Here is a 24,085-nt window from a genome sequence, read left to right on the forward strand (position 1 = left end):
TGCTTAAATTTTATAAAATATAAGTATGAAACTTTTTAAAAAATTAAAAGATTTCTTTAGTAAAGATCAAACTAGAGAACAACTTGAAAAAATATCACATTATGATAAAGGTTTAGCTAACACTAGTTCTTTTGGTGCTAAAATTCGTGAATTGCAAAATAAACACGTAAAAATTGATGAAGAGTATTTTGAGGAACTTGAAGAAATTTTGATAATGTCGGATATTAACTACAATTTAGTAGACCAAATTATTGAATTAATTAAAGGTGAAGTTAAAGCTAATAAAATCACTGACCCTAAATTAATTGGTGAGATTGTAGCTGATGGTATTTTTAAGGCTTATACAAATAACACAGTTGTTAATACTAATTTAAATGTTAAAGATGATCGTTTAAATGTTTTTATTATGGTTGGTGTAAATGGTTCAGGTAAAACAACAAGTATTGCTAAATTAGCAAATAAATTTAAAAATGAAGGCAAGAAAGTTTTAATTGCAGCTGCTGATACTTTTAGAGCTGCGGCAGTTGAACAACTCAGTGAATGAGCTAAAAGAGTTGATGTTGACATTATAAAACCTGATAAACCAAATCAAGATCCTTCTTCAGTAGTTTATAAAGCAATGGATTATGCAAAAAGTAATAATTATGACTTGTTAATTATTGATACTGCTGGAAGACTACAAAATAAAGTTAATTTAATGAATGAGTTAAATAAAATGGTAGGAGTTATTAAAAAATTTCAAAATGATGCTCCACATGAGTCACTTTTAGTTATGGACGCTACAACTGGTCAAAATGGTTTAAGTCAAGCCAAAGTATTCAAAGAGGTATCTAATTTAACTGGAATTATTTTGACTAAATTAGATGGAACAAGTAAAGGTGGAATAATCCTTTCAATCAAAAATGAATTTGATTTAAATGTTAAATATGTTGGTATGGGAGAAAAACTTGACGATTTACAAGAATTTGACCTTGAATTATTCATTTACGAAATGACTAAGGAATTAATTAATGAGTAAAGAAATAATTATTGATGAAAATGAGTATTATGTAAGTCTCTATGAAAAATATAAGAATTTTTTAACTCAAACTCAAAGTCAAAATTTCTATTTATATTACTTCGAAGATCTTTCATATGCTGAGATTGCTAAAATAAGTGCTACAACTAGAGCAGCTGCACAAGATTCAATCAAAAAAGCTAAAATAAAACTAAAGAAAATACATGAAAGTATTGATGAATAAGTATTTCAAGAAATAAAAAAAGCCATAAGGCTTCAAAAAAGACTTCTTGAAATATTTTTTTATTATTTCAGGACAGTGAGCGCTAGACTCCAGAAGTTGCCTTTGCAACAATAGTTCAATTAATGAACTCAACGTAATTATTATACATAAAAATTCAAAAATAATCAAATTTTATTTTGTGTAAAGTTTTTTTAATTAAAAACACAAACCTATTATTCGGTTTGTGTTTTATCATTCTTACTATCTTTTCGCTTTTCTAGCGTTAATTTTGAATGAAATTCCATTTCCAATAGGAATTCCTTTTCATTTTCCAAGTTCTGGGTTTTCAACATTTCTCTTGAGTGCTCCAAGAACAAAAGCACCAATAACAGTACCAACAACAAGTGAGAAGATGTATCAGTATCATTTTTGAGCAACGATAAATACGAATACCCCCCCGTGAGGAGCAGGAATTGATGCTCCTAAACCTGCTGATAAAGCACCTGCAATAGCTGAAGCAATAATTGATGAAAGGATAACTCTTAGTGGGTCAGCTGCTGCATAAGGAATTGCACCTTCAGTAATAAATGAAATTCCCATTAAATAGTTAATTTTTGAATCATTTCTTTCTTTTTTAGTGAATTTTTGTGGGAATAAATCTGCTGCTAAAGCAATAAGAAGTGGTGGAACCATACCACCAACCATAACAGCTGCCATAATTCATGGTTGATTGATTCCATTTGGATCTAATGATGCTACACCGATAGTGTAAGCAACTTTGTTGATTGGACCACCCATATCAACTGCCATCATACCAGCAAGTAAAGCACCAACACCAATTTTAAATCCAATTGATACACTTGCATTTTTACCAACAATGTATTCAAGACCTAAATTAATGTATTTATTTAAGTAAGCTAATGGTGTATTAACTACAAAGAACATAATAAGAGCAACAATTAATAATCCTAATAATGGGTAGATAAGCATAGGTTTGATTCCATCCATCGATTTAGGAAGTCAAGTAAAGGCTTTACCAAGTAAAACTACTACATAACCTGCTAAGAATCCTCCAATTAAGGCACCGAGGAATCCAGCATTCGAACCAGTTTGAGAAACCATGAAGCTTGAGCTTGCTGCTATAGCTCCAGCAGCCATACCAACTGCTAAACCAGGACGACCTGCAATTGAGTAAGCAATATATCCAGCTAAAACTGCTAACATGAATCCAAAAGCAAATTGTCCTGAATCCATAAAGAATTTAGCTACGACTGAGTATGAACCAAAATTTCCACCAACAGCATCAGTTCCATAGAAAGAGTCGATAAGGAATGATAATGCAATTAAAATTCCACCACCTATAACGAATGGAAGCATATGTGAAACCCCACTCATTACATGTTTATAAACAGTTTGAATAAATGTAGGTTTAGTTGTCTGAGTTGTTTTTTTCTCAACATCTTTAGGTGAATAAATTTCTACATTTTCCTTCAATACCTTATTAATTAAGTTTTCAGGTTCTTTAATTCCTTGAGTAACAGAAGCTTGTAAAAGTTTTTTACCAACAAAACGATCTAATTCAACATTAGTATCAGCTGCAATAATTACTCCAGCTGCTTTTTCAATTTCAGAGTCAGTTAAAATATTTTTAGCTCCACCTGAACCTTGTGTTTCAATTTTAATATCAACATTTAGTTTTTTTGCTGCATTTTCTAATGCTTCTTGAGCCATATATGTATGTGCTATACCAGTTGGACAAGAAGTAATTCCAACTAAAAATACTTTATCTGAATTTACTTGTGCTACTTCTCTAGCATTTATTTCATCTTCTTTAGCTTCAATTAAGTTAAGTAATTCTTTTGCTGATTTAGTATTTACTAATTTGTTAATAAACTCTTTATCTAGAAGCATTTTGCTTAATTTTGCAAGTACTTCTAAATGTAAGTTTTCTTCACCTTTAGTTTCTGGTGCTGCAATTAAAAATACTAATTTAACATCTTGTCCATCTAGTGATTCATAATCCACACCATTTTTAATTACTAAAGCTGCTAATGCAGGTTTTTTAACAAATTTTCCTCTACCGTGAGGAATTGCTAAACCATCACCAAGACCAGTTGTAGATTGCTTTTCTCTGTCCCAAACAGCTTTAGCAAAATCATCTTTATCAGTTAAAATATCATTTTTGAATAATAAATTAACAGCTTCATCGATTACTTCAGATTTATTCTGAGCTTTAGAAAGAACATTAATCGTCGATTCTGATAAGAGATCTTTTATTCTCATTTTTTACCTCCTTTAATGAGTTCTTCAATTTCGTTTTTTGTTGCGATACCTTTATTAAATGCTGTAGCTGCACCACAAGCAATTGAGAAAGATAACGCACTTTGAAAGTCTCTTGATTTATCATATTCATAGATAAATCCAGCAAGCATACTATCTCCTGCACCAACTGTGTTTTCTACATTTCCTTTATATGTGTGTTCATGATAAACTTTTTTATCATTTGTAACTAAGATTGCACCTTTAACACCCAAGGAAACTAAAACATTTCTAGCTCCTAAGTTAATTAATTGACTTGCTTTTTCTACAATTTCTTCATTACTTTTTAATTTAGTTCCAAATATTTCTTCAAGTTCGTCTAAATTAGGTTTAATAAGAAATGGATTGTATTTTAAACAAGATAATAAATAGTTTTTAGTAGTATCTAAGAATACTTTAATTTTTTTATTTGAAACTAACTTAAAGATATTTTCATAAATAGTATTACTAATTGAACTTGGTATATTACCTGATAAAACTAAAATATCGTCATCTTTTAAATTAGAAAGCATGTCATATAAACTTCTTAGGTTGTCCTCACTAATAACTGGACCATTTGCATTAATAGCACTTTCACTATCTTTATCATTGATCTTTACATTAATTCTAGTGATTCCATCCACTTCAACAAATTTGTGTTCTATGTTTAACTCATTTAAACTAGACTTAACAAATTCTCCAACAAAACCACCAACAAAACCTAAAGCAATAGATTTAGTGTTTAAATTATTTAATAGTATAGATACATTAATTCCTTTTCCACCAACTTGGTAGTTTTCTTGTACCGATCTATTAATTTCATTTTCTTTGAAATTATCTGATAATCTAACTTGATAATCTAGTGCTGGTGATAATGTAACTGTATAAATCATTAATTTTCTCCCTTCATTTATAATTCTACAAAATTCTACAAAATTCTTTAAAAACTGCACTAAAATTACAAAAATCTACAAAAAACTGGAAATAATTTTCACATTTTATAATTCAAAAAGTACAATTATGATATATTTTAAATATATTAAGAGGTAAAAATGTTAAAGAAACAAAGACATGAAATAATAATAAACGAAGTTAACTCAAAGGGTGCGGCAACATTAAAAGAGTTATCAAAATTAATGAAAGTTTCAGAGTCAACAGTAAGACAAGATGTAATTGAACTTGACCAAAAAAAGGCAATTAAAAGAGTTCATGGTGGTGCTTATACTAGAGATAATAAGGCTTTAAACTTAGATATTTGACTTGAATCAAGAGAACAACTCGAGCAAGACGCAAAAATGAATATTGCACAAAAAGCACTTGAATTTATAAAAAACAAGAGTTTGATTTTCATTGATGCTGGTACTACCACAAATGAGTTAGCCAAACTTTTACCTAATTCTAAAATTTGTGTTGTAACTAATTCTTTCAGTATAGCTAACACTCTAAGAAATAAAAGTGAAATCGAAATAATTTTAATTGGTGGTAATGTTAAAAAAACAACATCTAACGTAATCGGTTCTCTTGCAATTGATAATCTAAGTATGTTTAACTTTGATGCGGGTTTTTTTGGAGCTAATGGATATGAAAAAAGTGTAGGTTTTACAACTCCAGAACTACAAGAATGTTTATTCAAGAAAGCTGCATTAAATAAAAGTAAAGAAAAATTTATTTTGCTAGACGAAAGTAAACTAAATATGAATTATAAATTTAGCTTTGCTTCAAATAAAGATGATGTAACTTTAATTACCAACGCTGATAAAGATGACATTTCTTTTGAAAAGACAATTTTTGTTTAATAAAAAATGAGTCGTTTAGTAATTGACTCATTTTTTATTAAAAATTATTTTTTAGCATTTTCTTTATCTAATTTTAGAGCTGCACTACGAGCTGCTTCTCAAACAATTTCGTTGAAAGTTGGGTGTGGATGAATTGTGTGAGCTAATTCGTGAACTGTAACTTCTTGTTCCATTGCTAAAGCGATTTCAGCAATGTAATCTGTTGAGTTTGCACCGACAATACTTGCACCAAGAATTTCACCGAATTCTTTATCTACAACTAATTTTACAAATCCTTCAGTTTGTACTGTAGCAATTCCTTTTCCTAAATATTCAAATAAGTATTTTGAACTGAATACATTTCTTCCGGCTTTTTTAGCTTCTTCTTCAGTCATACCAATAAATGAAATTTCAGGAGTTATATAAATACATCCAGGCACTGCTTTTCCATGGTATGTAGATTTTTCTTTATTTCCTAAAATATGTTGAACAGCTACAAGAGCATGCGCATAAGCGACGTGAGCTAACATGTTTTGAGCTGTCACATCACCAATTGCATAAACGCCTCTAACATTTGTTCTTTGGTGTTTGTCAACAAGAACTTCATTAATTTTTCCTAATTTGATTCCAACTTCAGCAAGACCTTCAGAGACTGGTGCTCTACCTGTAGCTGTTAAAATTAATTCAGCTTCAACAGCAACCTCTTTAGAATCTAATGTGTAATATAATTTACCATTTTCAAATTTATTGGTTTGTACATTGAATAATACTTCAACTCCCATGTCTTTTAATGCTTTAGCAGCTGCTTTACCAACCTCAGCATCTGAACCTGGAAGTAATCTATCTGTATTTTGCAATAATGTAACTTTAGTTCCACTTAATGAAAATACTTGAGCAAATTCAACACCAATTACTCCACCACCGATAATTACAAGAGATTTAGGTAATTTTTCTTTGTAATTAATTGCTTCACGCGAAGTAACAATTTTACCTTGTTCATATCCTTCTTTGAATCCTGGAATCATATCAAGTTTTTTAGGTCTTGAACCAGTTGCTAAAATTAAATTTTTAGCTCTATAAACTTTTCCGTTTACTTCAATTTCACGAGCTCCTACAAATTTAGCTTCAGCTTCTAAAATTTTACATTTTGAACCAAGCATTAAGTTTCTAACACTTCCAGAAACTTTATTTACAACACCTTCTTTTCTAAGGTGCATTTCTTTTCATGTTTTTTCTTCATCAAATTTAATTTTGTCAAAGTTAGCAACTAAACCATATTTTGAAGCAGTTTTAACTTCATAAATCATTTCAGTAGATTTTAATAATGCTTTTGTTGGAATACATCCAGTATTTAAACAAACTCCACCTCATGCTCATTTTTCAACAATTAAAGTTTTAAGTCCTGATTTACCAGCCTCCTCAGCTGCTAAATATCCACCAGGACCTGAACCTACAACAATAACATCAAATTCTTCTTCGATAGCTCCATTGTAAGCTTTGCCTTCTTCTAATTGATCTTCTGATTCGACTTTTTCTTCTTTTTTAACTTCTGAAACTGGTGCACTTGGTTGTGAAAAACTTGAAAAGTCAATTAAACTATTGTCAACTGTAACTTCTCCAACAACACTAGCTCCACCTTCATTGTCAGCTTTGGTTTCAACAGGTGCATTATTGTGAACTTTACCATCATCAATTAAGAAAATATCTTGACCAACGTGAATTGTATCACCTTTGTTCATCATAATTTTTTTAATTGTTCCACTAACTGGAGAAGGAATGTCTGAAGTTACTTTATCTGTTTCTACTGAGAAAAGTGAGTCACCTTCTTTAACTGAATCGCCTTCTTTGAAGAAGATTTCAGCAACAACTCCTTCATGTAGAAACGTGAATTGTGTCACCTTTATTCATCATAATTTTTTTAATTGTTCCACTAACTGGAGAAGGAATGTCTGAAGTTACTTTATCTGTTTCTACTGAGAAAAGTGAGTCGCCTTCTTTAACTGAATCACCTTCTTTGAAGAAGATTTCAGCAACAACTCCTTCATGTAAACCTTCACCAATATCTGCAAATTTAAATTTATACATTATTAATATACTCCTAACACTTCTGGTTTTTCAAGTAATTCTTTTACTCTAGATGCAAAACGTCCAACTTCAGCACCATCGATTCAACGGTGGTCAGCCGCTACAGTAACATACATAACTTTTCCAGGTACAATTTGTCCATTTTGAATTACTGGTTCATCAATAATTGCACCAACTCCACAAATAGCTAATTCTGGATAGTTAATAACTGGAACTCCAAATAATGAACCTACTGAACCGTAGTTTGTAATTGTGAATCCTGCACCTTTCATTTCATTAGGTTTGATTGTTCTTTTTCTAGCTGCTGAAGCTAATCTTGAAACTTCAGAAGCTATATCAAGAATGCTTAATCTATTAGCATCATTAATTACAGGTACCATTAATCCAGCTTCAGTATCAACAGCAATACCAACATTTACTGAACCTGGATAATCTAATGTATTTTCTTTTTCATTGTATTTAGCAGCGAATTTAGGGAATTCTTTAAGTGCAATAGCAACTGCTTTAACAATATATGGTAAGAAAGTTAATTTAACATTTTCTTTTTCAAAAACTAAATCTTTAATTGAAGCACGTAAGTTTCACAATCTAGTCATATCAACTTTGTGCACTAAGTTTGTATAAGCAACATTATCTCATGAGTTTGTCATTGCTTTAGCAATAGCTTTTCTCATTGGTGAAACCGGTTCTGAATGAGCTTCAAATGTTGGTTTGATTGGAGTGGTTGGGGCAGCTGGTGCTTGAGCAGGTTGAGAAACTGCAGCAGCTGGTGCGGTCTTGAAGTTTTTAATGTCATCCATTAAAATTCTTCCACCAATTCCACTTCCTTTTACTTCCTCTATATTAATACCCATTTTAGCAGCAAGAGCTCTAGCAATAGGTGTTGATTTAACAGTCATATTTTCTCCTCCTACTTTCTAAAATTTGAATGTCATCAATTCTTTAACTTTTTCAATAATTTTGTCATCATTGATTGCGTGGAATCCTTCACCTTTAGCTAGGGGAACTGTGATATCATATCCAGTAACTCTAGCCATAGGAGCTTTAAGGAATTCAAATGCTTTTTCATTTACACTAGCCATAATTTCAGCTGATACTGAGAATGACTTGACAGCTTCATGTACAACTAATAAACGTCCGGTTTTCTTAACTGAGTTAATAACAGTTTCTTTATCTCAAGGTTTAATTGTTCTTAAGTCAATGAGTTCAATTGAATAACCAGCTTTTTGTTCATTAAGTTTCTTAATAGCATTTAAACAATCATGAACTTGAGCACCATAAGTAACAATTGTAAGATCATTACCTGGAATTAAAACATTAGCTTTACCAATTTCAACTTGGTACATTCCAGCAGGAATTTCTTGTTTTCCAGCACGGTAAATTTTCTTAGGTTCTAAGAATACAACAGGATCTGGATCGTTAATTGCTGCAAGCAATAATCCTTTTGTATCATAAGGAAAGGCAGGCATTACCACTTTTACTCCCGGTACATGAGCGTAAATAGCTTCAAGAGCTTCAGAGTGGTGTTCAAGAGCTCTAATTCCTCCACCCATAGGCATTCTAATAACCATAGGACATGTAAATCTTCCTCTTGAACGGTTTCTAATTCTAGCAGCTTGTGTGAAAATTTGTTGCATAGCTGGATATGAGAAACCTGAGAATTGAATTTCACCAATAGGTTTCATACCTGTTAATGCTGCTCCAAAAGCTACCCCTGCAATAGCTGCTTCAGAAATAGGTGTATCAAATACCCTTTTATCACCATATTTCTTTTGAAGACCTTCAGTAGCTCTGAAAACTCCACCTTCAAAACCAGCATCTTCACCAAAAACAACAACCTTAGGATCATTTTCCATAGCAAGATCCATTGCATGAGTTAAAGCTTGGATATTATTTAATATTAATTTATCTGCCATGATTATTTCCCTCCTTTATTGCTTCAAAATTTGATGGCTTCTTCTTTTTGTTCTTTAAGATCAGGTGTTAAAGTAGCGTATGTGTAATCAAAAATATCATTAATATCTGTGTTTACAAGTTTAAGGTGTTCTTCATATGTTTGTTTTACTTTAGCAAGTGATTCTTCTCAAATTTGTTCTTTTTGTTCATCTGTAAGTACTTTAATATCTTTAAGATATTTTTCAAAACGGTGCATTGGTTCTCATTTTTCTTGTTCTTTTTCTTGTTCTTCAGTTCTATAAATTCTTGGGTTATCTGAAGTTGTATGAGGACCTTGTCTTCATGTTATGAATTCAACAATAACTGGCTTAGATTCATTTTTAGCATAATCAATAGCTTCTTTAATAACTTCATAACTAGCTAAAAAGTCATTTCCATCTACACGCACACCAGCACAACCAAATGCATGCGCTTTTCCTGAAATTGTTGGTGAAATTGTTTCTAAATGATTTGGTGTTGAAATAGCTCATTGGTTGTTGTTAACACAGAATACCGCTGGTCATTCTTGAACAGCTGCAAAGTTAACACCTTCAGCAAATTCACCTTCAGTTGTTCCACCATTACCAATAAATGTAACTGCGGCACCACCAGTTTTTTGTTGTTTTAATCCATAAGCTACACCAGCACAGTGTGAAATTTGACTAGCAATAACGATGTTAACTGGTACAACATTGCTTTCTGTAGGAGTTTTAGCTCCATTTTCATTTCCATTTCAATATAACATTTGATTTAAAACAGGAACACCTAATGCTAACATGGCAGCATTTGAACGAAAGGCTGGCAAGAATCAGTCTTTTTGTTTGTCCATAGCAAAAGCTGTTGCTACTTGAAGAGCTTCTTCACCAAGGTTAGGAGCAAAAGTTAGCATACGTCCTTGTCTTTGTAATTGAAGCATGTAAAGGTCTTGTTGTCTTGATAAAACCATTCATTTGTATGCTTCTAGTAATCTCTCAGGCGATAATTCAGGTTTGAATTTTTTGTCAATAAGATTACCATCAATATCTAGATGACGAACCATTACATTAGGATCGTCCATAACGTTGATTTTCCCATCAACAACTACATATTTATAGTTTTTCATATTACCCTTCCTATCTAAAATTTAATTAATTTTTAGTTCTATATATAGTAATTTTATATATACAACATTTATATTATAAGACATTTAATTGACTTAAATTTTATAAGCAAGTTATAAAAATCATAATATGGAAACAAATCCACTAAAAATATAAAAAAGCCTGATTTATAGGCACTTTTAATTTTCATCTTTAATTTTCTGTATTGAAATTGCTAATTTTTGTGGAACAATTTTGCACAATTCTTCTAGTGGTGCATTGTAAATATTTGAGTATGTTCCAAAGTGCTCAAGTAGTCTTTTTTCAATTGCTGGACCTACACCTTTTATCTTAGAAATTCTTCCTTCAAGAGTTGAGGTAAGATGTCTTTTTCTGAAGTGAGTTTTTGCAAAACGGTCAACTTCAAATTGAACATATCTTAAGAAATTAAGTAGATTGCTTGAGAATTTATTTACATGAATATAATCACTATTTATTATTGCTTTAGTTTCATGTTTACTATTTTTTACTAGTGAAATAATATTAAATTTTTCAATGTTTAATTCCTTAAGAGCTCGCTTAGCTTCATATAATTGTTCTTCAGCTCCGTCAATAACAATCAAATCGCTTTCTGGATTAAAACTATTTTGAGCAAAATATCTTTTCACTGTTAAATACATATACTGAATATCAGCTTTACGATCATTTTTAGTTAAATAGTTAGAATGATTAAATTTTTTATAATTACTTTTTACACTTTGAATTCCATTAAAATAAACTACTGCACCAACTGGTTCAAAATTTTGTAATGTTGAGTTATCAAAAACAATTAGATTTTGGATTTTTGGTAATTCAAGTATTTTTTTAAGCTCAAAAAATGCTTGTAAATGTTTTGTTTCACGAGAATTGTCGACTTTTAGAACATTGTCTTTAATGTTTATTTCATTTTGAGCTTCACAAAGATCTTGAATTTCTTTAAGAATTCCTTTTTTAGGGAATTTTATATTAAAAAACAACATCAAATCGTTTATTAACTCTTCATCTTTAGAATTGAAAATCGCACTATCGCAAGTTTCATGATTATTATAAAATTGCTCAAAATAATTTTGAAGATCACTATTAATAGATGTGATAATTTCAATTACATCAAATTCCTTATTCAAAAGAATTCCATATCTATAAAATAGCACTGTAATGTAAATTTTGTTATCAGTAACTTTAAATGCAAAAACATCGATATTTTTTTGAGTTTCGAGCTCTACAATCTGCGAATCTCTCATTTTTTTAAGTGTTGTAATTGCACTTTTATAATCATTAGCTAATTCGAAATTTCAAATTTGCGCGGCTTCATGCATTTTAGAAGTTAATTCGTTCACAAATCTAGAATTTTTTAAGTTTAAAACTGTTTTGGCTTCAGTAAATTTTTCACTTCAATAATTTATATTTTTATTTTTAATCGGAAGTCCATTTTCATACAAAAATTCGCGCTCCATGATCTTAACCAAATTTGACGCGTTCAAACCCGAAGGGAATGGACCAAAATAAAAAACTGAATCATCTTTAAGTTTTAATAAATTTCTTTCTAACTTGAATTTAAGTTTATTTTCAACTCAGATTTTTAAATATGGATAACGTTTATCATCAATTAAAAGAATGTTAAAAGGCGGGTGATACTTCTCAATTAAGTTTTTTTCAAGAATTAATGCTTCTTGTTCTGTTTTAGTTAAAAAAACTTCAAAATCTTCGATATTTTCAACTAAAGTGTTAGTTTTATAAGAATTTAATCTGCCTTCAAAATACTGTTTCATTCTATGTTTAAGACGTTTTGCTTTACCAACATATAAAACATTTCCCGAATAATCTTTTCAGATATATACACCAGGTTGATTAACTAAATTATCTATTCTTTGTTCAACACTCATTTTTAATCCTTATTGATTAATTATAGTAAATTAAATAATATAAATAACTATCTAGCATATAAAAATATATTGGTAAAATATAACTATGAAAAAATTGAGAGAAATTTTTAAATCAAGCGAAATGCGTCTTGCTGAAAAAAATCTAGTTCAAATCAATAAACTTGAACCAGAAATTTCAAAGTTATCTAATCAAGAATTACAAGAAAAAACAATTGAGTTTAAAAATAGATTAATTAATGGTGAAACTACCGATGATCTTAGAGTAGAAGTTTTTGCTGTTTGTCGTGAAGCTACAAAAAGAATTTTAGGTAAACGTCCATACGATGTACAAATGCTTGGTGGAATTTTACTTGATCTAGGTTCAGTTGCTGAAATGAAAACTGGTGAAGGTAAAACAATTACTTCGATTGCTCCAGTGTATTTAAATGCTCTTGAAGGTAAGGGAGCAATTGTTTCAACAGTTAACGAATATCTTTCTGAACGTGATGCTCAAGAGATGGGTCAAGTTTTTAATTTTTTAGGTTTAACTGTTGGTTTAAATAAAGCACAAATGTCCCAAGATGCTAAACGTGCCGCTTACGCTGCAGACATTACTTATTCAGTTCATGCTGAAATGGGATTTGACTATCTTAGAGATAATATGGTCTCAAATATGTCTGAAAAAGTTCAACGTGGATTACATTTTTGCTTAATTGACGAGGTTGACTCAATTTTAATTGATGAAGCAAAAACACCGCTCATCATCTCTGGTGGTGAAGGAGAGGATACTCAACTTTATTTTGCTGCTGATCAATTTGTTAGAACACTTAATGAAGATGACTATGTTATTGATGATGAATCAAAAGCAATTAACTTAACTAACTCAGGAATTGAAAAAGCTAATAAATTCTACAAAATAAATTCACTTTATGACATTGAAAATAGTGAAATAGTGCACAGAATTGCTAACTCTCTTAGAGCTCATAAAATTATGAAAAACAATGTTGAATATATTGTAAGAGAAGGAAAAATTGAATTAGTAGATGCTTTTACTGGACGGATCATGGATGGTCGTAGTTATTCTGAAGGTCTTCAACAAGCATTACAAGCTAAAGAAATGGTTGAAATCGAACCAGAAACCAAAACTTTAGCAACCATTACTTATCAAAACTTTTTCCGTATGTTTGATAAACTTTGTGGAATGACTGGTACAGGTAAAACTGAAGAACAAGAATTCATCGATATCTATAATATGCGTGTAAATGTCGTTCCTACTAACTTACCTATTGCTCGTGTTGATGAACCTGATGCAATTTTTGCTACAGCAAATGCAAAATGAAAAGCTGTTGTTGAAAAAATTGAAGAGCTTTACAAAAAGAGACAACCAGTACTTGTTGGTACAGCTCAAATTGAAGATTCTGAAATAGTTCATGAACTACTTTCAAGAAAGGGAATTCCTCATCAAGTTCTTAATGCTAAGCAAAATGCTGCTGAAGCTGAAATTATTGCTAAAGCTGGTGAAGTTGGTGCAGTAACAATCGCAACAAATATGGCTGGTCGTGGAACTGACATTAAACTTGCTAAAGAAGCACTTGAACTTGGGGGGCTTTATGTTTTAGGAACTGATAAAGCTGAAGCTAGAAGAATTGACAATCAGCTTAAAGGTCGTTCAGGTCGTCAAGGAGATGTTGGTACAAGTAAATTCTTTCTTTCGCTTGAAGATCAATTAATGAAACGTTTTAGTAGTTATGAAAGTTTTCAAGAAGCATACAGAGATTCTGGAGATAAAGAAATCACAAACAAAAATCTTAATTTTGGATTTAATCATGCTCAAAAGAAAATTGAAGGATTTAACTATGATTCACGTAAATCTGTTCTTAATTACGATGATGTTATACGTCAACAACGTGACTTGATTTATTCACAAAGAGATTTAATTTTGCTTACCGAAGATGCTTCATTTATTGTTGAAAGAATGATTAAATTTAGCATTAAATCAATCACTAATAATGAAGAATATAAACTACACAACGGTAATTTCGATTACCAAAGTTTAGTTAATTTCCTAAATAAAAATATTGGTGAGGTTATTAAATATCAATTTTCTCTTGATGAAGTTAAAATGATTCATGAGCAAGATCTGCCTGAATATATTTCTAAGAAAATTATTGAGCTTTATCAAATTTGAAAAGAAAATGCTTTAATAAATTATGATTCAGAATACATCAATGAACAACTTCGTCAAATTATTTTAAGAATTCTTGATGATAAATGACAAAATCATATTAATATAATGGATAAACTTCGTTCAAACACTAACTTAGTTCAGTATGCGCAAAAAAATCCATATCAAACTTACACTGAAGAGGGTACAAGAAAATTTGAAGCAATGCTAGAAAATATCGCTTATGAAGTTATGCTTTCAGTATTTAGAAGCTCAATCGGTAGAAAAACTAACATTACTAAAGAGATGAAAAGTGATCCAATTTTTATCCAGCTTTCAAGAACTTATACATTTATACCTACTCTAAGTTATGAAGAAAATGAAAAACAATTAATTGAATTGTATAAAACAGTTAAAAGAAGAATTGAAGAATTAGAGAAACCAAAAGAGTAAAAAACTTTGGTTTTTTTATTATTTTTGACCAAAAAATCATTTTAAAAATTTAACTTTTAATATATAATAAGTAAGCATTTAATATATACATATTAATTTGCCTCTAGCTAGTGGGAGATTTATTTAAGAAGATCGCTAGTACCACATATATCGAAAGGATACAAACATGGCTAAAAAAGAAGTAGTTCGTGTTGCTAAATTGCAATTCAACGCCGGTCAAGCTAAACCAGGTCCAGCTCTTGCTGGAGTTGGAATTAACATGCCTGAATTCACAAGAGCATTTAACGACGCAACTAGAGAAAGAGGAAATGAACCAGTTCCTGTAGAAATTACTGTATATAAAGATAAATCATTTGATTTTAAATTATTTACATCACCAGCTTCATTTAAACTTTTACAAGCTGCTAAATTATCTAAAGGTTCACAAAATTCAAAAACAACAATCGCTGGAACAATTTCAGTTGATCAACTTAGAAGTATTGCTGAATACAAATTACCAGATTTAAATACTGATGATGTTGAAGCTGCTATGGCAACAATTGCTGGTACAGCTAAAAACATGGGAATCTTAGTTGAAGGATTTGACGATATTGCTCAAGCAAAAGCTGCTGCTAAAGCTGCTGCAAGAGAACAAGCTTTAAATAAAGCAAGAGAAGAATCACTTGCTAAAGCATCACAAGAATTAGTTGACTCAAAAGGTCAATCAATCAATGTTAATGTAATTGGTGAAGAAGAAAAAGGAGAAGAATAATGGCTAGAAAAGTTTCTAAAAAATTACAAGCTGCTAGAGATAGCTTTGACAGAACAATTGCTTACGATTTAGAACAAGCTATTGAAATCGCTAAAAAAACTTCTTATACAAAATTTGATTCTTCTATCGACCTTGCATTTAACTTAAACCTTGATGTTCGTAAAGCTGAACAACAACTACGTGGAGCTGTTTTATTACCATTTGGAACAGGTAAAAATGTTCGTGTATTAGTTGTTACAAACAACGTGGAAAAACAAAAAGCAGCTAAAGAAGCTGGAGCAGACATCGTTTTAGATGGACCAGCTTTAGAACAAAAAATTAAAGAAGATGACTTTGATTTCGAAGTTATGGTTGCTGACCCAGCTATGATGCCTATTTTAGGTAAATACGGGAAAAAACTTGGACCTAAAGGTTTAATGCCTAACCCTAAAACAGGAACAGTTACACCTACACCTGAAAAAACAGTTGAAGAACTTAAAAAAGGTAAAGCTAACTATCGTACAGATAAAGCAGGTATTGTTCACTCATTAATTGGTAAATCAAGTATGCCTACAGAACACTTAGTTGAAAATGCTAAAGTTTTAATTTCTTTAATTAGAAAATTAAAACCAGCTGCTGTTAAAGGAACATACATGTTAAACTTAACAGTTTCAGCTTCAATGGGACCAAGTGTTAAAATTAAATTAGATAAATAATTTTAGAACGTTGATTAATTTCAACGTTTTTTGTTTAAGTTTGACTATGAATTTAAAATAAGTGTTTAGAAAACACAAATGTGGAAAAAACACTTATTTTTTATATATGAAATATTTCAACTTTCCAAGATAAAAGCAAAAAGATTATTTTTAGCGAAAATTTGTGTATAAATAAAACTTTTTGAAAAATTTACATAAGAATTTTTAGGTTTTATTAAACTTTCCCACTTAGTAGTATAAATAAAACCACCAATTGGTGGTTAATTCTTAGGGAAATCTAACAATTTATTTCTATAGTATTCATATTGTTGTTTTCTAAGTTTAATTTCTTTAGGGAGACCGATTAAAATATTGTTGCTAATATCATCGAATTTATCTAATATCTGAATGATTTTTTGTTGAGTTATTAAATCCGGAAGACTAATTTCTATTTGTCCTAAGTCTACTAAATTAATCTTAGGTGGAATTGCTTTAACCAATTTTCTTTTATTAATTTCTTTTTTTCCATAACTAGATAATAAGCTATATTTTAAGAATTTAGTACATATTAATTTTTTATTTGCTCTTATTAATGCTAATGTAACATAATATGCTAAAGGATTATCATTTTGAACTATAGCAACTTTTCCTATCGAACCTATTCTTGTGAAAAATAAGTCATCTTTAATTGGTTTAATTTTGTATTTTTTAAATTCATCGATTGAAATGTACTTATCTGTTTGGTTAATGTTAGTTATATTTTGAGCACTAATAAAAGGAACTCCGACTTTAGTATATTTTGGTGTTTGATGTGTACCGTCATAAATTTCAGATATTTGGTTTAACTTAAATTTTTTTACAGATTCATCGAAGCTCAATAATGTATTTAAGTAGTGTTGATATTGTTTATTCCGGCGCTCCAACTCGCGCTCCAACTCTTTAACATAAATGTTGAATTTATCAAGTATTTTTACGATTTTGTTTTGTGTATCTATAGAAGGAATTGGAATTTTTAGTTCTTTTAATTCATTTATATTGACTTTTTTAAATGTAGATAAATTTGAATTATTTATACACCATTCGGATATCTCATAAAAATAATGAAGTAAAAATTTTACTGATATTGTATTTTCATATTCTTTTTTCACGCTTAAGTTTGTGAATTGTTGATTTGCTAATGAATCTTCATATAATAATCCAAATTGCCCAATAGTAGCAGTAGTGGAAAGTAGAAATGAGTTTTTTTTAAATAATCCACTACCTTTTACAGCCTCTCAAGTTATCTTTAGCTTTGATTTCTTTAATATACTTCCCTGCTCTTTTAAATCATCTAACCTAAATCAATTGTAAACACCATCTTTTCAATAATCTGGGTTATTTTTGTAAGGGGTATAACCATTTCTTATTTCAAAAACTTCACCAATAGTTTTTCACTCAACTTTTTCATTTTTAATCAAATCTCAAATTTTACTCATAACTCCCCAATTGTTAAATTAATTATATTTTATTAATGCTTTTTTACTAATAAAAATATTATGCTACTAAGTGGGAAAGTAGGATAGAACAATAAAAAATCTTATGTAAATTCTATAAAAGCGAAAGATTTTAAACATATTTAGTTAAAGAACAACTTTTTAAATTATTCTTATAAAGTTAAGAGTTAGAAAAAAATAAGTGTTTTTTTACATTTGTGTTTTGCAAACACTTATTTAAATATTATTATGTTACTAACTGGGAAGGTAGGATATAATAATGGAAATTCTTATGTAAATTTTCAAAAAAACATCAAATATTACAATAATTAACTTAAAAATTGACTTTTTGTTTCTTTCTTGGAAAGTCTTATATTTCATAAATTTATAAATTAAAAAACCTAAATTTCTTTAGGCTTATTTTGACATCTACGACGTCGGCTCATTAATTATTATACATTAATCATAAGTTACGCCGCGAAGATTTTTGAGAAATTGTAAAAATCATTTTTGAGTTCTTAATTCATCGGGTTTTCCGTCTTTTGTTAAAAATTTCTTAATTAGTGCCAACTTGAAAAATTGACTATAAACAAAAACTCTTTCTTCAGATGGTTCCACACCTAAATCTTTAATAATATTTGGATAATATCTTGAAACTAAACAATAACCTGCATAAGAAATTAAATCTACTGGAAAAATAGAATTCTTAATTGAATCAATAACACTTAATTTTATAGCTACTTCAAGATCATCAATTTTAGGCATTAAAATGCCAGGAGTATCCATAAAATAGAAATTATCAACTGAAACTCATTTAACTACAGTAGTTACACCAGGATAGTCAGCAACTTTAAGATTATTTTGATTTGTCATTAAATTAATTAATGTGCTTTTCCCTGCATTTGGTACACCAACAACCATAACTTTAATTTTAGGATTTAGAAATCCTTTTTCTTTTTTCTTATCAACCATTGGTTTCATTATTTGATTGATTTTGTTTAAAATGATTTTTTTAGAAGACTTCTTTCTTAAATCAGTTCATAATACATTTTCGGTTCCAAAACGTTTATTTATTAATTCTTTTTTAGATGAATCCATCATATCTTCTTTAGTAATAATAAAAAGTCTTGGTTTTTGAGGTGAAATCGAATCAAAATCTTCATTATAGGTGCTAATTGGTGAGCGAGCATCTAATACAACAATAAACAAATCACAAATATTCGCATTTTCTTTAATATTTCTCATTGCCTTTGCCATATGACCTGGATATCACTGAATTAGATTTTGTAAATCTTTAGTTTCCATATTTCGTTGCCTCTTTTAATAGTTCATTCAAACGTTTATTTTCAAATTTTAGTTCATCCAATTGTTTTTTTAGTTGCTTATTCTCATCTAAAATCTTTTGCTTATTATCTTGTTTAGATTCCTCATTTATAGTGAAATTATATAAAGTAGTTGAAATTAAATTAAGAAAAACATCCACTTCAGTTGGAGAATAACCATTTAGTTCAAGTGTAAAATTCTTATTTTCTATATTTTTTAATAATTCAGTTAATTTCATTTTTATCCATTTCTTACTTTATTTAGAACAATAGCAGCTGCGGTTGCTACATTAAGACTTTCGAACGAAATTGGAATATAAATAAATTGATTTACGTATTTCTCAATTTCAACAGTAATCCCATTTCCTTCATTACCAAAAATAATTAAGTTTCTTTCAGTAAATTTTACTTCATTCAACTTAATTGAATTTGATTTTAATGTTGTTGCTAAAATGTTGAATTTTCTTGAGTTAACTACTTTTTCAAGGAAATTATAGTCCTTTACATTAATCATTTTCTGTTTAAAAAACGATCCTTGCGATGCTCTAATTACTTTTGGGTTGTAAATATCAAAATTTTGAACTACCAAAAGATCAATATCAAACGAACGACATAATCTAATGATTGTACCGATATTACCTGGATCCTGAACTTTTTCTAAATAAGCAATATTTCTAATACTATTTAAATCAATGTTCACTTCTCAGTCTTTAGGATTATATTTAACAATACCAAAAATATTTTGTGGGGTTACTACATCTGAAACAGATTCAATAATTTCTTTTGAAACTTCAGTGCTACTTTTGTAAAGAAAATTTTGGTTTGGACTGTATTCATAAATATCGATATTCATTTTAGCAACTACAGCTTCATTAACTAAATGTTCACCTTCGACAATAAACATTTTGAATTTTTCACGATATTTTTTGTTTTTTAATTTAATTATGTGCTTAATTTTAGGATTATTAACACTATCTATTTTTTGTCTCATTCTAAAATGAAGTTTTTACCTTTCTGTACTTCAAACAAACTTAAATCTTTTCATTTAAGTTGTCTCATAATTTCAAATCCTACAATTGCAACGCAATTAGCTAAATTAATTGAACGCATCTCTGACATCATCGGAATTCTTAAACAATTATCAACATTGTTTTTTAATATTGACATGTCAATGCCTGTTGATTCTCTACCAAACATGACTCAAATTTCTTTGTTTTTATCAAAATCGTCTTGATAATCAACTTCATCATAAGTTTTAAGTCCATATCTAGTGATATAAAAAATATTTTTATTACCATATTTTTTACTAAATTCTTCATATGAGTCATGAACTTCATGTTGAATATCGCTAAGCATTCTCCCTGCACCATAACGACGTAAATATTTTGGATGTAAATCAAATGCTATTGGTTTGATAATATGCAATTTCGCACCTAAAGCGTAACATGTACGAATAATATTGCCTGTATTAGGGCAGATTTCTGGTTGATATAATACTACATTTAACATATTTCAATTATATTATTAAATGGTAATTTATAAAATAAAAGTAGTCAATGACTACTTGTACTTACTAACAAAATTGTTTAATACTAATTTAATGTTTTCTATTTTAGCCAATGCTTCTTTTTCGCTTGTACCATATGTATAAATATAAAACTTAATTTTTGGTTCAGTTCCTGAAGGACGATAAGAAATAGTTGATTTATCTTTTAAAGTAATTTTGATCATATCCGAAGAAATTTCTTCATATTTATAATCTTTTACTTCATAAGTATCTTCATAGAATTCTAGTTTAGTAAAATTAGTTCTTATTAAATTTATTTTTTCAATTTCACTAAACTCATATGAAACCGTTTCGCTTTGAATGTATCCATACTTTTGATAAATTTTCTCAAGATATTCAACTAGATTCATATTTTGTTTTTTTAGTTCACTAGCTATAAAACTAAGCGCAACAACTGATTGAATTGCATCTTTATCTCTAGCTAATGAAGGTTCTATAAGTGAACCGTAACTCTCCTCGAAAGCGAAAACAGAACCTAATTTATTCTTATTAATTACATCACCTATTCATTTAAATCCTGTTGGTACTTCATAAACATTAATATTGTTTAATTTAGAAATTTTTGCTAAAAGTGGACTTGAAACATAAGAATATACAAGTGAAGAATTTTTCATATAAAACTTATTTTCAATTAAGTAATTAAAAATAATTAATGCAGTTTCATTTCCATTTAATAATCTAAAATCATTATTATGTTTTACTGCAACACCAACTCTGTCTGAATCTGGGTCTGTAACTAATAAAAGATCAATATTTTTATTTTTTGCAGTTTTAATTAGTTCATCAAAAACTTCCTTTAGTTCAGGATTGGGTTTTTTAGCATAAGTAAAATTTGAGTCCTTTACCATATGTTTTTCCACAAAAAAACAACTATCTTCGCTAAAAATTTTATTGAAAATTGTTGGAACAAAGTAAATTCCAGTTCCATGAAGTGGACTATATACAATTTTTAAGTTCGATATTTTTCCACTTTTATTATTTAATTTAGCAATATCGATTACTTTTTCAATATAATCATCTTTGTCTTTTTCTGAAACTAAATGTAAATACGAGTTTTTATTTAGTTTAATATCATTTGCATTTTTAATCTCACAATATTCAACAAAATATTTTTTTAGTTCAAACACTTCATCAGGAAGCAATTGATTAGCTTTGTTATTATAAAGTTTAATTCCATTGTATTCGGCTGGATTATGACTTGCAGTGATATTAATACCTAAATCTGCATTATGTTTTAAAATTAGATAACTGACAAATGGTGTTGGAGAAATTTCTTCGTTAAAAAGAACATTTATTTTATTTTTTGTTAAAAAATTAGCAAAATAAACGCTAAATTCATAAGACATTATTCTATTGTCTCTACCAATGACAATTCATTTTTCATTATCACTCTGATTTTTTAGGTATTGAACAATTCCATTAGCAATTTGTTCAACATAACCATAATTTAGTTTACTCGGACCCTCACCAATTATTCCTCTGATACCAGCGGTTCCAAAATCTAAAAATTTTTCCATATTAAAATTATATTAAATAAAGTATATTACCCAAAAATTAATTTCTTGTCTATATTGTTTAAATCAAAATATCAAAAATGGTAAAATATAAATAATTTTAATTAAGGGAGGTAAAAATGAATAAAAAACAAACTTCGAAATGACGATTTTTAATCTCCACCTTCTTTAGATTTAAAATTATTGATTTAAACATATCAGCGTTTTTGGTAGCACTTTTAATAATTATAACTTTTCTAACAAAGTACACCGCTTTAAAAGTAATAAATTTAAATTTTGAGTATTTATTTTACATACTATTGGGATTTTTTGTTAGTTTGTTTCCTGCACTTGTTGTTGCATTAATCGGAGACACGATTACATTATTTATTTCTGGTAATATTGGATTTTGACATCCAGTGTATGCGGTAACACCTTTATTAATTACAGCAGTATCATTCCTATACTTCAATGTGCTTAGAAAATTAAATCATTATAAGTTATTAGTACCAAACATTTTTATAACCATTACAAATGTAAGTTTAATTATTATTTGTTTTTGACAAATTAATAACACTATAAATGCTGACTATTTAAAAATTGGTAGAGTCTTTGGTATTACTCAAATCAGTGTTGGCGTTATTTATGCACTGATTGGATTAATGGTGATTTTTCAATTAATTTGTGCAATCACAACGATTATTTCAATTGTTAAGAAAAACCAGAAATTAGCTCAATTTTCAATTGCCTTTGGAATTGTGTCTATAGTACTAGTTATTTTTAGATGATTTTATGGTCCATATGCATATTTCGTATTTTTGCAATATATAAATTATTCACCAAACAGAAATTTAAGTGAATTTTATCCCATTTGGATGGCTGCATTTGCATTAAAATCATTGATTAGTATTCCAATTTATACATCAATTTTATTTCCGACCTTAATACCATTTGAATATTTAAGAAATCGCTATATTTTACAAAATAAACAGAACCAATATTAAAAGGAATTACATATGTCAGAAACAGTTAAAAATAAAAAATATCCTCAAAAATCAATGAGACAATCTAGAATTGAAGTTGTTCAAGTTTTATATAAATTCATTATTTTGGAACGTGAAATTGATCCTGCTATTGCTTTTGAGGAATTTGACTTTTTAAATAGAACTCAACTTGAAAAGTTAGAAAAAATTGCAAACAATTATGAATTTATTAAAAAAATGATCAAAATTAACCTTAGTGCTGATTGATCATTTGAGAGACTTAATCCGATAACTAAGGCTATTTTAATTAATGCGACTTACGAACTTTTTGTTTTAGATAAGGCTATTGTTATTAATGAAGCTTTAGAGATTGGAAAAATGTTTTTTGATACTGAAGATTTTCAAGCTAAGAAAAATCTTAAATTTATAAACGCTTGTTTGCAAAGTATCTTCAATGCTTTAGTCATCCTTGAAAAAAGAAACAGAAAATTGGAAAACTCGGATGAAGAAAAATAAATTCAACAAAGCAATTGCTTTATTTAACAATTACTGTAAAAAACAAAACATAAAAATAATTGATATTAACGAAATTGCTGAATTTATAGACAAAAATGTTTACAAAATGACATTTTGAGAAATTATTGAACAAACAAATTCTAAATTGGATACTATAAATAAGTGAGAAGATAAATTAGTCTTAAATTTTATTGAATTTTCGCTTTTAGAAAGATTTTATAAAAAAACAAAAATAAAAAGACAATTAAATCCTTATAACAATTTAACTGTAGAAAAGATTATTGAATTAAATGAATACAAAAGAAATAAATATGTTAATTTCTTAGTGATTTTAGAAAATTTTGATGAACATAATATTTTTATACAAAATCTATTAAAAATAATTAAGTAGGTATAT

Annotated in this window: 22 protein-coding genes and 1 pseudogene; 9 read left to right on the forward strand and 14 right to left on the reverse strand. The window is 28.8% G+C overall.

Annotation, left to right across the window (positions count from 1 at the left end; translation table 4 throughout):
* Window positions 1–25 precede the first annotated feature (25 nt).
* Window positions 26–1,018, forward strand: coding sequence for a signal recognition particle-docking protein FtsY (gene ftsY, locus FOY43_RS01825; protein ID WP_146308864.1), 993 nt, complete (start codon window positions 26–28; stop codon window positions 1,016–1,018).
* Window positions 1,011–1,241, forward strand: coding sequence for a sigma factor-like helix-turn-helix DNA-binding protein (locus FOY43_RS01830; protein ID WP_146308865.1), 231 nt, complete (start codon window positions 1,011–1,013; stop codon window positions 1,239–1,241). The genes ftsY and FOY43_RS01830 overlap by 8 nt, the downstream gene beginning before the upstream one ends.
* Window positions 1,242–1,481: 240 nt before the next feature.
* Here the strand turns inward: FOY43_RS01830 and FOY43_RS01835 are convergent, their stop codons facing one another.
* Both FOY43_RS01835 and pfkB read right to left on the reverse strand, forming a co-directional pair.
* Window positions 1,482–3,503, reverse strand: coding sequence for a PTS fructose transporter subunit IIABC (locus FOY43_RS01835; protein ID WP_146308866.1), 2,022 nt, complete (start codon window positions 3,501–3,503; stop codon window positions 1,482–1,484).
* The gene (pfkB, locus tag FOY43_RS01840; RefSeq protein ID WP_146308867.1) at window positions 3,494–4,411 is read right to left on the reverse strand and encodes a 1-phosphofructokinase; all 918 of its coding nucleotides are present in this window, start codon (window positions 4,409–4,411) and stop codon (window positions 3,494–3,496) included. The genes FOY43_RS01835 and pfkB overlap by 10 nt, the downstream gene beginning before the upstream one ends.
* Before the next feature lie 159 nt (window positions 4,412–4,570).
* Between pfkB and FOY43_RS01845 the strand changes: the two genes are divergently transcribed.
* Entirely contained in the window at window positions 4,571–5,314 is a 744-nt protein-coding gene (locus tag FOY43_RS01845; protein ID WP_146308868.1) for a DeoR/GlpR family DNA-binding transcription regulator, read from the forward strand.
* A 44-nt stretch (window positions 5,315–5,358) separates the two neighbouring features.
* Here FOY43_RS01845 and lpdA read toward each other — a convergent pair whose 3' ends face one another.
* The 6 genes and pseudogenes from lpdA to FOY43_RS01875 form a co-directional block, all read right to left on the reverse strand.
* Window positions 5,359–7,191, reverse strand: coding sequence for a dihydrolipoyl dehydrogenase (gene lpdA / locus FOY43_RS01850; protein ID WP_236094551.1), 1,833 nt, complete (start codon window positions 7,189–7,191; stop codon window positions 5,359–5,361).
* Window positions 7,175–7,378, reverse strand: a pseudogene (locus FOY43_RS01855) (biotin/lipoyl-containing protein); the annotation flags it as partial. The gene lpdA and the pseudogene FOY43_RS01855, both read right to left, overlap by 17 nt.
* A 2-nt stretch (window positions 7,379–7,380) precedes the next feature.
* Window positions 7,381–8,277, reverse strand: coding sequence for a 2-oxo acid dehydrogenase subunit E2 (locus tag FOY43_RS01860; protein ID WP_146308869.1), 897 nt, complete (start codon window positions 8,275–8,277; stop codon window positions 7,381–7,383).
* A gap of 18 nt (window positions 8,278–8,295) precedes the next feature.
* Window positions 8,296–9,294, reverse strand: a complete 999-nt coding sequence (locus FOY43_RS01865) for an alpha-ketoacid dehydrogenase subunit beta (protein WP_146308870.1) — start codon at window positions 9,292–9,294, stop codon at window positions 8,296–8,298.
* A gap of 2 nt (window positions 9,295–9,296) precedes the next feature.
* Window positions 9,297–10,415 (reverse strand): pyruvate dehydrogenase (acetyl-transferring) E1 component subunit alpha, encoded by a 1,119-nt coding sequence (gene pdhA, locus FOY43_RS01870; protein WP_146308871.1) that lies wholly within the window; start codon window positions 10,413–10,415, stop codon window positions 9,297–9,299.
* Between the two features lie 177 nt (window positions 10,416–10,592).
* Window positions 10,593–12,314, reverse strand: a complete 1,722-nt coding sequence (locus FOY43_RS01875; protein ID WP_146308872.1) for a GIY-YIG nuclease family protein — start codon at window positions 12,312–12,314, stop codon at window positions 10,593–10,595.
* A gap of 85 nt (window positions 12,315–12,399) precedes the next feature.
* On the opposite strand from FOY43_RS01875, the gene secA reads away from it, so the two are divergent.
* From secA to rplA, 3 genes are all read left to right on the forward strand, one after another.
* A complete protein-coding gene (gene secA / locus FOY43_RS01880) occupies window positions 12,400–14,910 on the forward strand; it encodes a preprotein translocase subunit SecA (protein ID WP_146308873.1) in 2,511 nt (836 codons plus the stop codon).
* A 166-nt stretch (window positions 14,911–15,076) separates the two neighbouring features.
* Window positions 15,077–15,661, forward strand: coding sequence for a 50S ribosomal protein L11 (gene rplK / locus FOY43_RS01885; protein ID WP_146308874.1), 585 nt, complete (start codon window positions 15,077–15,079; stop codon window positions 15,659–15,661).
* Entirely contained in the window at window positions 15,661–16,356 is a 696-nt protein-coding gene (gene rplA, locus FOY43_RS01890) for a 50S ribosomal protein L1 (protein WP_146308875.1), read from the forward strand. The genes rplK and rplA overlap by 1 nt, the downstream gene beginning before the upstream one ends.
* A 260-nt stretch (window positions 16,357–16,616) precedes the next feature.
* Here rplA and FOY43_RS03880 read toward each other — a convergent pair whose 3' ends face one another.
* The 6 genes from FOY43_RS03880 to FOY43_RS01920 form a co-directional block, all read right to left on the reverse strand.
* On the reverse strand, window positions 16,617–17,810 hold the full coding sequence (locus FOY43_RS03880; RefSeq protein ID WP_201273903.1) for a restriction endonuclease subunit S: 1,194 nt from the start codon (window positions 17,808–17,810) through the stop codon (window positions 16,617–16,619).
* Between the two features lie 456 nt (window positions 17,811–18,266).
* Entirely contained in the window at window positions 18,267–19,112 is an 846-nt protein-coding gene (gene ylqF, locus FOY43_RS01900) for a ribosome biogenesis GTPase YlqF (RefSeq protein WP_146308876.1), read from the reverse strand.
* The gene (locus FOY43_RS01905; RefSeq protein WP_146308877.1) at window positions 19,102–19,368 is read right to left on the reverse strand and encodes a DivIVA domain-containing protein; all 267 of its coding nucleotides are present in this window, start codon (window positions 19,366–19,368) and stop codon (window positions 19,102–19,104) included. The genes ylqF and FOY43_RS01905 overlap by 11 nt, the downstream gene beginning before the upstream one ends.
* A 2-nt stretch (window positions 19,369–19,370) precedes the next feature.
* Entirely contained in the window at window positions 19,371–20,120 is a 750-nt protein-coding gene (locus FOY43_RS01910) for a TrmH family RNA methyltransferase (RefSeq protein WP_146308878.1), read from the reverse strand.
* The gene (locus FOY43_RS01915; RefSeq protein WP_146308879.1) at window positions 20,105–20,638 is read right to left on the reverse strand and encodes a tRNA (cytidine(34)-2'-O)-methyltransferase; all 534 of its coding nucleotides are present in this window, start codon (window positions 20,636–20,638) and stop codon (window positions 20,105–20,107) included. The genes FOY43_RS01910 and FOY43_RS01915 overlap by 16 nt, the downstream gene beginning before the upstream one ends.
* Window positions 20,639–20,689: 51 nt before the next feature.
* Window positions 20,690–22,213: a phospho-sugar mutase gene (locus FOY43_RS01920; protein ID WP_146308880.1), complete on the reverse strand. Its 1,524-nt coding sequence runs from the start codon at window positions 22,211–22,213 to the stop codon at window positions 20,690–20,692.
* A gap of 116 nt (window positions 22,214–22,329) precedes the next feature.
* Here FOY43_RS01920 and FOY43_RS01925 point away from each other — a divergent pair, with 116 nt between their 5' ends.
* Genes FOY43_RS01925 through FOY43_RS01935 form a run of 3 tightly spaced genes read left to right on the forward strand, consistent with a single transcriptional unit; the run spans window position 22,330 to window position 24,079 of the window.
* A complete protein-coding gene (locus FOY43_RS01925; protein WP_146308881.1) occupies window positions 22,330–23,193 on the forward strand; it encodes a hypothetical protein in 864 nt (287 codons plus the stop codon).
* Window positions 23,194–23,205: 12 nt separating this feature from the next.
* On the forward strand, window positions 23,206–23,688 hold the full coding sequence (locus FOY43_RS01930) for a transcription antitermination factor NusB (protein WP_146308882.1): 483 nt from the start codon (window positions 23,206–23,208) through the stop codon (window positions 23,686–23,688).
* The gene (locus tag FOY43_RS01935; protein ID WP_146308883.1) at window positions 23,675–24,079 is read left to right on the forward strand and encodes a hypothetical protein; all 405 of its coding nucleotides are present in this window, start codon (window positions 23,675–23,677) and stop codon (window positions 24,077–24,079) included. Before FOY43_RS01930 ends, FOY43_RS01935 begins: the two co-directional genes overlap by 14 nt.
* Window positions 24,080–24,085: the final 6 nt, after the last annotated feature.

Origin of the sequence: Mycoplasma anserisalpingitidis (assembly GCF_007858495.1) — a bacterium.
Classification (GTDB): domain Bacteria; phylum Bacillota_I; class Bacilli_A; order Mycoplasmatales; family Metamycoplasmataceae; genus Mycoplasmopsis; species Mycoplasmopsis anserisalpingitidis_A.